General features: G+C 77.3%; 9 protein-coding genes, 1 tRNA gene and 1 pseudogene. 7 read left to right on the plus strand and 4 right to left on the minus strand.

Going from position 1 to position 11,558, the window contains the following annotated elements:
- Window positions 1–20: 20 nt before the first annotated feature.
- Entirely contained in the window at window positions 21–404 is a 384-nt protein-coding gene (locus FB586_RS13125; protein ID WP_136519793.1) for a GntR family transcriptional regulator, read from the plus strand.
- A gap of 119 nt (window positions 405–523) precedes the next feature.
- Window positions 524–1,621: a right-handed parallel beta-helix repeat-containing protein gene (locus FB586_RS13130; protein ID WP_136519794.1), complete on the plus strand. Its 1,098-nt coding sequence runs from the start codon at window positions 524–526 to the stop codon at window positions 1,619–1,621.
- A 30-nt stretch (window positions 1,622–1,651) separates the two neighbouring features.
- On the opposite strand, the gene FB586_RS13135 is transcribed toward FB586_RS13130, so the two are convergent.
- Together FB586_RS13135 and FB586_RS13140 are read right to left on the minus strand one after the other, a co-directional pair.
- Window positions 1,652–2,227, minus strand: a complete 576-nt coding sequence (locus tag FB586_RS13135) for a YbaK/EbsC family protein (protein WP_136519795.1) — start codon at window positions 2,225–2,227, stop codon at window positions 1,652–1,654.
- 44 nt (window positions 2,228–2,271) lie between these two features.
- Window positions 2,272–2,814 carry a YbhB/YbcL family Raf kinase inhibitor-like protein gene (locus tag FB586_RS13140; RefSeq protein ID WP_136519796.1) on the minus strand — a complete coding sequence of 181 codons (543 nt, stop codon included), beginning with the start codon at window positions 2,812–2,814 and terminating at the stop codon, window positions 2,272–2,274.
- Between the two features lie 212 nt (window positions 2,815–3,026).
- On the opposite strand from FB586_RS13140, the gene imuA' reads away from it, so the two are divergent.
- Genes imuA' through dnaE form a run of 3 tightly spaced genes read left to right on the plus strand, consistent with a single transcriptional unit; the run spans window position 3,027 to window position 9,188 of the window.
- Window positions 3,027–3,977, plus strand: coding sequence for a DnaE2-dependent mutagenesis accessory factor ImuA' (imuA', locus tag FB586_RS19740; RefSeq protein ID WP_187697876.1), 951 nt, complete (start codon window positions 3,027–3,029; stop codon window positions 3,975–3,977).
- Window positions 3,977–5,731 (plus strand): DNA polymerase Y family protein, encoded by a 1,755-nt coding sequence (locus FB586_RS13150; protein ID WP_136519797.1) that lies wholly within the window; start codon window positions 3,977–3,979, stop codon window positions 5,729–5,731. Before imuA' ends, FB586_RS13150 begins: the two co-directional genes overlap by 1 nt.
- Entirely contained in the window at window positions 5,724–9,188 is a 3,465-nt protein-coding gene (gene dnaE / locus FB586_RS13155) for a DNA polymerase III subunit alpha (protein ID WP_136519798.1), read from the plus strand. The genes FB586_RS13150 and dnaE overlap by 8 nt, the downstream gene beginning before the upstream one ends.
- Before the next feature lie 59 nt (window positions 9,189–9,247).
- Here dnaE and FB586_RS13160 read toward each other — a convergent pair whose 3' ends face one another.
- Window positions 9,248–10,492 carry an AI-2E family transporter gene (locus FB586_RS13160; protein WP_136519799.1) on the minus strand — a complete coding sequence of 415 codons (1,245 nt, stop codon included), beginning with the start codon at window positions 10,490–10,492 and terminating at the stop codon, window positions 9,248–9,250.
- Window positions 10,493–10,692: 200 nt separating this feature from the next.
- Between FB586_RS13160 and FB586_RS13165 the strand changes: the two genes are divergently transcribed.
- Window positions 10,693–10,776, plus strand: a tRNA-Leu gene (locus FB586_RS13165).
- A gap of 252 nt (window positions 10,777–11,028) precedes the next feature.
- Here the strand turns inward: FB586_RS13165 and FB586_RS13170 are convergent.
- Window positions 11,029–11,226, minus strand: a complete 198-nt coding sequence (locus tag FB586_RS13170) for a hypothetical protein (RefSeq protein WP_136519800.1) — start codon at window positions 11,224–11,226, stop codon at window positions 11,029–11,031.
- A 179-nt stretch (window positions 11,227–11,405) separates the two neighbouring features.
- On the opposite strand from FB586_RS13170, the pseudogene FB586_RS20050 reads away from it, so the two are divergent.
- Window positions 11,406–11,486 (plus strand): annotated as a pseudogene (locus tag FB586_RS20050) (hypothetical protein); the annotation flags it as partial.
- Window positions 11,487–11,558: the final 72 nt, after the last annotated feature.

Below are 11,558 nucleotides of genomic sequence, written 5' to 3' on the forward strand. Positions count from 1 at the left end.
CGCGCCCGAGGCGGTCCGCCGTGATCGTCCAGGTCGACCCGGCCTCGCCCGTCCCCGTCTTCGAGCAGCTGCGCGCGCAGATCGAGCGCCTCATCGTCTCGGGGCGGTTGCCGGTGGGCAGCACGCTGCCGCCGATCCGGCACCTCGCGGCCGACCTGGGCCTCGCGCGGGGCACGGTGAACAGGGTCTACGAGGCGCTGGCCCGGGACGGCCTGGTCGAGACCGCCGGCCGGCGCGGCACGGTCGTGCGCCGGCGCGTGTCCCGGTCCGCCGCCGCGTCCGACCTCGACGCCGCGGCCGACACCCTCGCGCTGGTCGCCGAGCAGCTCGGCCTCACGCCCGAGGACGCGCACCGGGCGCTGGACGCCGCGCTGCGGCGCGTGCGGCCCGACCCGTCGGCCTGACCGCGGGCGCGCGGTGCGGACCGGGCGAAACCGGGGCGAGAGGGTCGACACCGCGCGGCACCTGGCAGCAGGCTCGGAGGGACGCGGCACCGTGGCCGCGCACGCCCTGGGGGGGAACCATGCGTGCTCGTGCCGGTCTCGCCGCCCTCGCCCTGGCTCTCGGTGCCGTGCTCGCGGCGCCACCGGCCTCCGCGTCCTCCGCCTCGCCGGCGTGCGGCGACACGCTGACCCGGGACACGGTCCTGGCCGCGGACCTCACGTGCGCGGACGGCCCCGGCCTGCGGCTGGCCCCCGGCGTGAGTCTCGACCTGGGCGGGCACACGCTCCGCGGGCCGGGGCACGGCGTCGGCGTGGAGGTCGCGACCGCGGGCACGGCCGCCGTCCGCGGGGGGACGGTCGCCGGCTGGGCGACCGGCGTCGGCACGGTCGTCGTCACGAGCGCCCCGCGGGGGCCGCTCGCGGTCGACCGCATGACCTTCCGCGACAACGCCGAAGGGCTCGACGTGTCGGGCGAGCCGGGCACGGGAGACCACCGCAAGGTGACCACCGTCACCGCGTCGCGGTTCGCGGGGAACGGCACGGCGGTCCTGGCCGCGTGGTTCGGCACCGTCCGGGTGAACGGCACGACCTTCGCGGACAACGCGACGGCGGTCGTGCTCGACGGCGGCGGGGGCACCGTCACGCGCTCGCGGTTCGTCCGCAACGAGCTGGCGGTCGTGGCCGTCGAGGCGGACGCGGACGTGTCCGGCTCCACCTTCGTCGCCAACACCGTCGGCGTCCGGGCGGCGTACGGGGCCATGGCGACGCTCCGGGATGACGAGTTCGTGGGGTCGGAGGTCGCGGTCGACGCCGAGACGGGGACGCTGACCGTGAGCGGGAGCCGGTTCACGGCCAACGGCACGGGGGTCGTGCTGGGGCTGCTGGCCTCCGTGGTCGAGGGCAGCACGTTCCAGGCCAACGGGACCGGGGTCACGCACCGCGGCGCGTGGAGGGAGGCGTCGAGGATCGAGGGCAACGTGCTCCGCCTCAACGGCGACGGCATCCACCTCGACCCGGCCGACCCGCTGGTCGCGATCGGGGGGAACGACGTGCGGCACAACGCGCGGTGGGGCGTCCACGCGCCCGGCGCCACCGACCTCGGGGGCAACGTCGCACGCGGGAACGGGTACCGGCCGCCGTGCCTGGGCGTGGTGTGCCGCTGGGCATCGCGGTCCTGACGGCGGGCGCAAGGGTCGCGCGGGCGGGCGTCAGGCCAGCGCGAGCCCCTCGACGACCTCGACGCCCGGTGCGCGCACGAGCAGCGCGCCCGGCAGTGCGATCTTCGAGCCGCGGATGCCGCTGCCGATGACCACCGTGCCGTCCAGGGCCGGGTCGTCGGCGGCGACGGACGCGTCGGCGAGGACCCGGTAGCCGGCCGGCAGGCCGAGCGGGGTGATGCCGCCGTACTCCATGCCCGACTCGGCGGTCGCGCGGTCCATCGGCAGGAACGAGGCCTTGCGCACGTCGAGCAGGCGCTTGACCGCGTTGTTGACGTCCGCGCGCGTCGTGGCGCGCACGAGCGCCGCGGCGACCTTCTCCTCGCCGGCGCGGCGACCCGCGACGAGCACGCAGTTGACCGACGCCGCGAGCGGCAGGTCGTACGCCTCGGTCATGGCCGCCGTGTCCGCGAGCCCGGGGTCGATCGCCGCGACGAGCACGGCGTCGGCGACGGCGGGGTGGGCGGCCGCCCACGCGGCGACCGCGGCGGCGGTCGGGGCGGCGAGCAGGTCCGGGCGGTCGACGGCGCGCTCCCACGTGAGCGAGCCGAGCGTGGTGGTCGTCATGCGACGCAGGCTAACCGCCGCCGCCGACGTGCCGACGCCCGCGGTCAGCGCTGGTACGTCGCCATGAGGACGCCGCGCGCGAGCGTGTGGAACACGAGCGCCGCGCTGGCCGCACCGGGCGGGGTGTCCGGCGTGAGACCGAGGTCGTCGGTGTCCAGGGCGTGCACGGCGACGTAGTACCGGTGCACCTGGTCGCCGGGCGGGGGTGCGCTGCCGCGGTAGGCCGCGACGCCGTCGTCGCCGCGCAGCTGGAACGCCCCGGCGGGCAGGCCGGCGCCGTCCTCGGTGCCGGCACCGCGCGGGAGCGACGTCACGGACGCGGGGATGCCGAGCACCGTCCAGTGCCACCACCCCGCGACACCGGGGGCGTCGGGGTCGAACACGTTGACGGCGAAGCCACGGGTCCCGTCCGGGAAGCCGGACCACGACAGCTGCGGCGAGACGTTCTCGCCGGCCTCGGTGTTGGTGTGCACGTCGGGGATGCGCTCGCCGTGCACCCAGTCCTCGCTCGTCACGGTGAAGCCCGGGGCGGCGGGCAGCAGCGCGTACGGCTCGGGGGCGACGGGGCGGGTGAGCGAGGCGGTCACGCCGGACCTCCGGGTCGGCCCGGCGCCGGTCGCCGGGCGGTCGGACCCATCCTCGCCCCGGTGCCGGTCACGCCGCACCCGGACGACGAGCGGGCCGGTGCCGCCCCCACCGGCGGCGGATTGACACCCCGCCGGTGTCGGCGTCTACTGGCATGATCGAACACGTGTTCGAAAGGCCGCGACGCGGCCGGTGCGTGCGGGAGGTGGACGTGGTGGGTGCGAGCACCGCGGAGCGGGTCGAGCGGGCGCGTGCGGCGCTCGCCGCCGCGGAGCAGCGCACGGGGGCGCGGACGGTGCGGGCGCAGCACGCGGCGTGGTCGGTGCCGCTCCCGCGGGCCGGGGCCGCGGACGCGGGCCGGGACCACGATGCCACGGACGACCGCGTGCCCGTGCACGCGGTGGACGACCCGGCCGGAGCCGGACGGGGGACCGGGGCCGGCCGGGTCCCGGGCCGGTCGGTCGTCGGCGCAGGGGGCGCCGACGACCGGCCGGTGGCCGCGCCGGAGGGGCAGCGGCGCACGTCGCTGCTCACCACCGAGCGCCCGCCGCTGCCCGTCCCGCCGGCCCTGGCGACCGTGCTGCCCGACGGGCTGCGTCGCGGGGCGACGACGGCCGTCCTCGGGTCGACGTCCCTCGCCCTCGGCGTGGTCGCGCACGCGTGTGCCGGCGGTGCCTGGGCGGCGGCGGTCGGCCAGCCGGACCTCGGGCTGCTCGCGGCGTCCCAGGCGGGCGTCGACCTCGCCCGCCTGGCGGTCGTGCCGGCGCCCGGAGCGGACAGCGCGACGGTGCTCGGCGCCCTGCTGGACGGCGTCGACGTGGTGCTCGTCGGCCCGGCCGCCGTGCTCACCGACGCCGACCGGCGCCGGCTGTCCGCGCGGGCGCGCGAGCGCGGCTCGGTGCTGCTGCCGACCGTGGCGTGGCCGGGCGCCGCGGTCGTGCTCGCCGTCGAGCACGCACGCTGGACGGGGGTCGGTGCGGGTGACGGCCGGCTGCGCACGCGCGAGCTGCGCGTGCGACGCACCGGCCGGGGGAGCGCCGCCGTGCCGCACGCCGTGGACGTCGTGCTGCCGTTCCCGCCGCCGGGCGACGGCGTGCCCGCGGGGCCGGGGCGAGCCCCGCGCCCCGTGCAGGACCGTCCCGTCGGCCTGCGGCTGGTGGGCTGATGGCCACGAGGACCACGGTCGTCTGGGTGCCCGACTGGCCCGTCGTCGCCGCCACGACCGCGGACGAGGTGCCCGGGCACCTGCCGGCCGCCGTGCACGACGGCCGGCGCGTCACCGCCGTGTCGGCGCTCGCCCGCGCCGAGGGGGTGCGCCGCGGCATGCGGCGCCGCCAGGCGCAGGCCGCCTGCCCCGGGCTCGTGCTGCTGCACGCCGACGACGCCCGGGACGTGCGGCTGTTCGAGCCGGTGGCCGCCGCCGCGGAGACCGTCGTCGCGGGTGTCGAGGTCGTGCGTCCCGGGCTGCTCCTGCTGCCGGCGGACGGTGCCACGCGCTACCACGGCACGGAGGAGACGCTCGCGGAGCGGCTCGTCGACGCGGTCGCGCGGGGCACGGGCCACGAGTGCGGGGTCGGCACCGCGGACGGGCTGCTCGCGGCCGTCCTCGCGGCGCGCACCGGGGCGGTGGTCGAGCCCGGGGCGTCCCCGGTGTTCCTCGCCCCGCACGGTGTGACCGAGCTCGTGCACGCGACCGTGACCCCCGAGGCGGCGGTCGAGGTGTCCGCGCTCGTCGACCTGCTGCACCGGCTCGGGCTGCGCACGCTCGGGGCGTTCGCCGCCCTGCCGCCGGGCGACGTGCACGCGCGGTTCGGCCGGCTCGGCTCGTGGGCGCACACGCTCGCGCGCGGGCTCGACGAGCGGCCACCCGCACGCCGGCGTCCCGAGGCGGACCTCGAGGTCGCCGCCGTGCTCGACCCGCCCGTCGAGCGCGTCGACGCGGCGACGTTCGCCGGCCGGCGCCTGGCCGAGCAGCTGCACGACGAGCTCGTCGCGCGGTCGGTCACGTGCGGGCGCCTCCAGGTCAGCGCGCGCACCGACGACGGCACCGAGCTCGTGCGCACGTGGCGCACCGACCTCGGCGGCTGGGGCGGGCTGACCGCCGCGCGCATCACCGACCGCATCCGCTGGCAGCTCGACGGGTGGCTCACGGCGAGCGCGGTCGCGACCGCACGCGACCGGGGCGCCGCGGTCGGCGCCGGGCGACCGGGTCGGGGTGGCGCACGCCCGCGGGGGAGCGCCGGGGCGCGCGGCGACCTGCTCGACCTGCTCGACGCCGACCCCGTCGCGGACCTGCCGGACGTCGAGCCCGAGGACGAGCAGCCCGTCGCGCTCGTGCGGCTCGTGCTCACCGCGCTCGACGTCGCCCCCGCCGGCGCCGAGCAGAGCCGCCTGTGGGGCGGGCCGTCGGGCGGCGACCTGCGCGCGCACCGCGCGCTCGAGCGCGCGCAGAGCATCGTCGGCGGCGCCGGGGTGCTCACCGCCACGCTCCAGGGCGGGCGGGACGTGCACGACCAGGTGCACGTGCGGCCGTGGGGCGAGCAGAGCGCACCGCCGCGCGAGGCCGCGCTGCCGTGGCCGGGACGGCTGCCCGACCCGGCGCCGGCGACGGTGCTGACCGTGCCGGTGCGCGTCGACGTGCGCGACGGGGCGGGCGTGCCCGTGGTCGTCGACCGGCGGGGGAGCCTGAGCGGCCCGCCCGTGGCGGTGCGGTGGCCGCCCGCGTCCGCGCCGGCCGGCGCCGGCGCCCGCACCGTCGCCGGGTGGGCCGGCCCGTGGCTGCTCACCGACCGCTGGTGGAACCACCCCGGCCGGCCCCCGCAGGTGCGCGCGCACGTGCAGGTCGCGTTCGAGGACGGCGGTGCCGTGCTGCTCACGTGGGCGGACGGCGCCTGGACGTGCGAGGCCGACTATGACTGAGACCGCCCGCACCGGTGCGCCGCGCTACGCCGAGCTGCACGCGCACTCCGCGTTCAGCTTCCTCGACGGCGCGAGCCAGCCCGAGGAGCTCGCCGCCGAGGCCGCACGGCTCGGCCTGCACGCGCTCGCGCTGACCGACCACGACGGGCTCTACGGCGTCGTGCGGTTCGCGCAGGCGGCCCGCGCGGTGGGCCTGCCGACGGTCTTCGGCGCCGAGCTGCACCTGCCCGCCCCCGACGGACGCCGGCACGCGCGCGAGCGCCGCACCTCACCGGTGCCCGTGCTCGACGCCCCGACCGGCACGCCCGACCCGCGCGCCACCCACCTGCTCGTGCTCGCCCGCGGGCCCGACGGGTACCGGTCGCTGTCCCGCGCGATCGGCGAGGCGCACCTGCGCACCGGACGCAAGGGCGCCGCCGACCACCGGCTCGAGGACCTCGCGGCCACGGCCGCCGGGCAGTGGCTCGTGCTCACCGGCTGCCGCAAGGGCGCGGTCCGGCGCGCGCTCGCGGGCGGCGACCCGTCGGGCGTCGGCGGCGTCGCGCCCGGCGGTCCCGACGCGGCCCGCCGCGAGCTCGACCGGCTCGTCGCGCTGTTCGGCCGGGACAACGTGGCGGTGGAGACGTCCGCCACGGGCGACGCGTGGGACGCCGAGCGCGCCGACGCGCTGGCCGCGCTCGCGGCCGACGCGGGCCTGCCGCTCGTCGCGACCGGCAACGTCCACTACGCGACCCCGCGGGACGCCGACCTCGCGCAGGCGCTCGCGGCCGTGCGCGCAAGGTCCTCCCTCGACGACCTCGACGGCTGGCTGCCCGCGGCGCCGACCGCCCACCTGCGCTCGGCCGCCGAGATGCTCGCCCTGCACCGGCGCCACCCGCACGCGGTGGCGACGGCCGCCGACCTGGCCGCCGAGTGCGCGTTCGACCTCTCGCTCGTCGCGCCGAGCCTGCCCCCGTACCCCGTGCCGCCCGGTCACACCGAGGCGAGCTGGCTGCGCGAGCTCGTCCGCCGCGGCGCGCACGAGCTCTACGGCCCGCCGGGGTCCGAGCGCGTCCCCGGTGCGTACGCGCAGCTCGAGCACGAGCTGCGCGTCATCGAGGACCTCGGCTTCCCCGGCTACTTCCTCGTCGTGTACGACCTGGTCGACTTCTGCCGGCGCAACGGGATCCTCGCGCAGGGACGCGGCTCGGCGGCGAACTCGGCGGTCTGCTACGTGCTGCGGGTCACCGCGGTCGACCCGGTGCGGCACGGGCTGCTGTTCGAGCGGTTCCTCGCCCCCGAGCGCGACGGCCCGCCGGACATCGACGTCGACATCGAGTCCGCCCGCCGGGAGGAGGTCATCCAGCACGTCTACGCGACGCACGGGCGCACGCACGCCGCGCAGGTGGCCAACGTCATCTCCTACCGCCCGCGCTCGGCGGTCCGGGACGCGGCGCGCGCGCTCGGGTACGACGTGGGCCAGCAGGACGCGTGGAGCCGATCCATCGAGCGGTGGGGGAGCCTGCGCGGCCCCGAGCGGCCGACGTCGTGGTGGCACCTGACGAAGGCCGGCCCCGTCGGCCCGGCGCCGGAGGTGCCCGGACGGCCGACCGCCGACCGCCACGACGTCGTCCCGGACGTGCTGCCGCCCTCCGCGGCGGAGAGCGAGGACATCCCCGACCACGTCATCGACCTCGCCGAGCGGTTCCTGCGGCTGCCGCGGCACCTGGGCATCCACTCCGGCGGCATGGTCATGTGCGACCGCCCCGTGATCGAGGTGTGCCCCGTGGAGTGGGCGCGCATGGAGGGGCGCACGGTCCTGCAGTGGGACAAGGAGGACTGCGCCGACGCCGGGCTGGTCAAGTTCGACCTGCTCGGCCTGGGCATGCTCACCGCGCTGCGCCTGGGCTTCACGGAGGTCGAGAAGCACGAGGGCGTCGTGCTCGACCTGCACGCGCTGCCGTACGAGGACCCGTACGTGTACGACCTGCTGTCCGCCGCCGACACGGTCGGGGTCTTCCAGGTCGAGTCGCGGGCGCAGATGGGCACCCTGCCGCGCCTGCAGCCGCGGCGGTTCTACGACATCGTCGTCGAGGTCGCGCTCATCCGCCCCGGGCCCATCCAGGGCGGGTCGGTGCACCCGTACATCGCGCGCGTGAAGGGCCGCGAGCCCGTGCGCTACCTGCACCCGCTGCTGGAGAAGTCGCTCGGCAAGACCCTCGGCGTGCCGCTGTTCCAGGAGCAGCTCATGCAGATGGCCATCGACGTCGCGGACTTCACGCCCGCCGAGGCCGACCAGCTGCGCCGCGCGATGGGCTCGAAGCGGTCGATGGAGCGCATGGAGGCGCTGCGCAGCCGGCTCATGGACGGCATGGCGCGCAACGGCATCGAGCCCGGTGTGCGCGAGGAGATCTTCGACAAGCTCAAGGCGTTCGCCGACTTCGGGTTCCCCGAGTCGCACGCGTACTCGTTCGCGTTCCTCGTGTACGCCAGCGCGTGGCTCAAGGTGCACCACCCGGCCGCGTTCTACGCGGGCCTGCTCGCCGCGCAGCCGATGGGCTTCTACTCCCCGCAGAGCCTGGTGGCCGACGCCCGCCGGCACGGCGTGGAGGTGCTGCGGCCCGACGTGCAGGCGTCCGACGCGCTCGCGGTCGTCGAGCGGGTCGGCCCGCCCCCGCCGGGCGGCGAGCCGCGGCTCGTCCCGACGCCCAGCGGCACCGGCCCCGTCGCGGGGCCGGGCGTGCGCACGGGCACCGGCGCGGACCGTCCGCGCTCGCTCGCGGTGCGGCAGGGGCTGTCGTCCGTGCGGACGATCGGCGAGGACCTCGCGCGCCGGCTCGTCGAGGAGCGCACCGGGCACGGGCCGTTCGCGGACCTGCACGACCTCGTGCAGCGCGTGCAGCTGAGCACGGCGCAGCTCGAGGCGCTCGCGACCGCCGGGGCGCTCGCCGGGCTGGGCGTGGACCGGCGGGCGGGGCTGTGGGCGGCGGGGGCGCTGGCGCAGGAGGGTCCGGACACGCTGCCCGGCGTGGCCGTCGGCGTGCGCGCCCCGACGCTGCCGGGGCTCGCGGACGTCGAGGTCGCCACCGCGGACGTGTGGGCGACGGGCGTGTCGGTCGACTCCTACCCGACGCAGTTCGTCCGCGACGGCCTCGACGAGGCGGGGGTGCTGCGCGTCGAGCAGGTGTTCCGCGCCGAGGAGGGGCGTCGCGTGGCCGTCGCCGGCGTCGTGACGCACCGGCAGCGGCCCGGCACGGCGCAGGGCGTGACGTTCCTGTCGCTCGAGGACGAGACGGGTCTGCTGAACGTCGTGTGCTCGCCGGGGCTGTGGCAGCGGTTCCGGCGCACGGCCCGCACCGCGAAGGCCATGGTCGTGCGCGGGCGGCTGGAGAAGGCGGACGGTGCGACGAACCTCGTGGCCGAGCACCTGAGCCCGCTGTCGCTGAAGGTGCGCACCGCGTCGCGGGACTTCCAGTGACGCCGCCGGCCGCCGTGCACCAGGACCGGTGGGACCGGGCCGGGTGGAGAGCGGGGCCGTCAGCCGGAGGTGACGGGCGTGCCGCGGGGGCCGGGTGCGTCCTCGTCCGGCGCCTCGTCCCCGGGCTCGGTCTCGTCGGCGGCGTCCTCCTCGTCCATCGGCGGGTCGAGGGTGCGCAGCCGGGAGTAGATCGCCCACGCGACGGCCACGAGGGGGACGGCGATGACGGCGCCGAGGATCCCCGCCGTGAGCGTGCCCGCCGTGACCGCCAGCGCGACCACGACCGGGTGCAGCGACACCTGCTTGCCCATGATGAGCGGCTGGAGGATGTGCCCCTCGAGCTGGCCGATCAGCGCGATGCCGATCCCGACGAACACCGCGCTCCACAGCCCGTTGGCGGCGAGCGCCACGATCATCGCGACGACCATGGCCGCGGGCGCGCCGATGAGCGGGATGAAGGCGCCGATCAGCACCAGCACGGCCAGCGGCGCCGCGAGCGGCACGCCCAGGACCGTCAGGAGCACGAACGCGAGGACGCCGTCGGTGATGGCGATGATCACCGTGCCGCGCGTGTACCCGGAGAACGTGTACCAACCGGCCCCGCCGGCGGTGACCCAGGTCTCGCGCACCCGCACGGGCAGCTGGTTGAGGAACCACGTCCACATCTGCGTGCCGCGGGCGAGGAAGAACACGGTGCAGAAGGTCGCCAGCGCCAGGGCGGTGAACCCCTCGACCACCGAGCCCGCGCTGGCGGCGGCCTGCGAGGCGATGTCCCCGGCGTGCTCCTGCACCCACGCGACGCCGTTGTCGATCCACTCGACGATCTGGTCGTTCGTGATGGTGAACGGCAGCGCGCCGCTCTCGAGGAAGTCGGTGATCTGGTCGATGCCGGTCTCGAACTGCCGCGCCAGGTCGTTCCACTGCGTCGCGATCGAGAACCCGACGTACGTGAGCATGCCGAGGAAGAACAGGATCCCGGCGAGCAGGGCGAGCGCCGTCGCCAGCCCCCGGGGCATGACCCGGGACATGCCGTCGACGAGGGGGCGCAGCACCGCGGTGAACACCAGGGCGAGGAAGACGGCGATGAACAGCAGCTGCACGCGCGAGGTGGCGTAGAAGACGAGCACGACGGCGGCGACCACGACGAGCAGGCGCCACGACACCCCCGCCGCCTGCCGCAGCCACCGCGGCGCCGGCTCGTCCGCGCCCACGACGTGGGGGTTCCGCCGTCCGCCCGCCACCCGTCGCGCGACGGGGCTCACCGCGCCCGCCCGGGGGCGGGAGGCGTTCGTCACGTCGGCCATGCACTGCCTCCGCCCGTCGTGGATGTCCCTCACCCGAAGTCTGCCCCCGGCGCACGTCACCGGCGCGGCGGCGCACGCGGGCTGCCTGCCGTCCCGTCACCCGTGCGCCGTGCCTCCGGGGCCGATGCGAGGATCACGCCCGCGCCGTGCTATGTTTTCTGCCGCGCCGAGGGGCCCGCGAGGGTCGCCGAGGTCCACTCGTCCGGGTGGCGGAATGGCAGACGCGCTAGCTTGAGGTGCTAGTGCCCGTATAGGGCGTGGGGGTTCAAGTCCCCCTCCGGACACTCGTTGAGACAGCGACGACGACGGCCCCGACCACACGGTCGGGGCCGTCGTCGTTCGTCGCGGGCCCCGGTGGTCAGCGGCGTCCGCGGGCCTGCCTGTCGCGCCGGAGCTCACGCACCGGCCGGACGTCCACGACGACGGCGACGAGCACCGTGCCGACGACGTACCCCCGGATCACGGGGTCGCCCTCCTGCCGCGCGACCACCGCACCGCCGACCGCCGGCGGGGTCGACAGCGGCGGCCGGACCGCCTCAGCGTCGCGCCGGCCGGCGGTCGATGCGCCCCGCCAGCGCGTACAGCCCCACGGCGAGGGTGCAGAACCCGCAGTACCGCACGACGGCGCCCGGCCAGGAGGCCCACAGCGCGGGGTCCTCCGCCACGGCCGCGGTGAGCAGCACGACGGCGCCGAGGGCGGCCGCCGCGAGGGCGATCGTGCGTAGCTTCGTCATCGTCGACCGTCCCGCCTCGTCCGGCCTCGGTGCCGGCCCTGCCGGCGTCGGTGCCGGCGTGCTCATGATGGAGGGGAGTGCGGCGGTCGGCACGTCGTAGCCGCGTCCTGCCGGGCACGGCCGTCATGGAGCCGGTGCGCGCCTGCCCCGCCGGAGCGTGACCGACGAGGAGGTCGGCGATGGTGGCGGCTCAGGTGCTGGTGATCGGGGTGGGGCCGGGCGGTCTCGCGGTGGCCGCCGCGCTGCGGGCCCGCGGCGTCGACGCGCTCGTCCTGGAGAAGGAGCCGGTCGTCGCCGCGTCCTGGCGGCGCCACTACGACCGCCTCCACCTG

This window comes from Cellulomonas telluris, from assembly GCF_004886325.1.
GTDB classification, from domain to species: domain Bacteria; phylum Actinomycetota; class Actinomycetes; order Actinomycetales; family Cellulomonadaceae; genus Cellulomonas; species Cellulomonas telluris.

Coding starts and splice junctions, on each gene's coding strand:
- FB586_RS13150 (WP_136519797.1), top strand. CDS start 3,977: ATGGCCACGAGGACCACGGTCGTCTGGGTGCCCGACTGGCCCGTCGTC.
- FB586_RS13135 (WP_136519795.1), bottom strand. CDS start 2,227: ATGACGACCACCACGCTCGGCTCGCTCACGTGGGAGCGCGCCGTCGAC.
- FB586_RS13160 (WP_136519799.1), bottom strand. CDS start 10,492: ATGGCCGACGTGACGAACGCCTCCCGCCCCCGGGCGGGCGCGGTGAGC.
- FB586_RS13170 (WP_136519800.1), bottom strand. CDS start 11,226: ATGACGAAGCTACGCACGATCGCCCTCGCGGCGGCCGCCCTCGGCGCC.
- dnaE (WP_136519798.1), top strand. CDS start 5,724: ATGACTGAGACCGCCCGCACCGGTGCGCCGCGCTACGCCGAGCTGCAC.
- FB586_RS13130 (WP_136519794.1), top strand. CDS start 524: ATGCGTGCTCGTGCCGGTCTCGCCGCCCTCGCCCTGGCTCTCGGTGCC.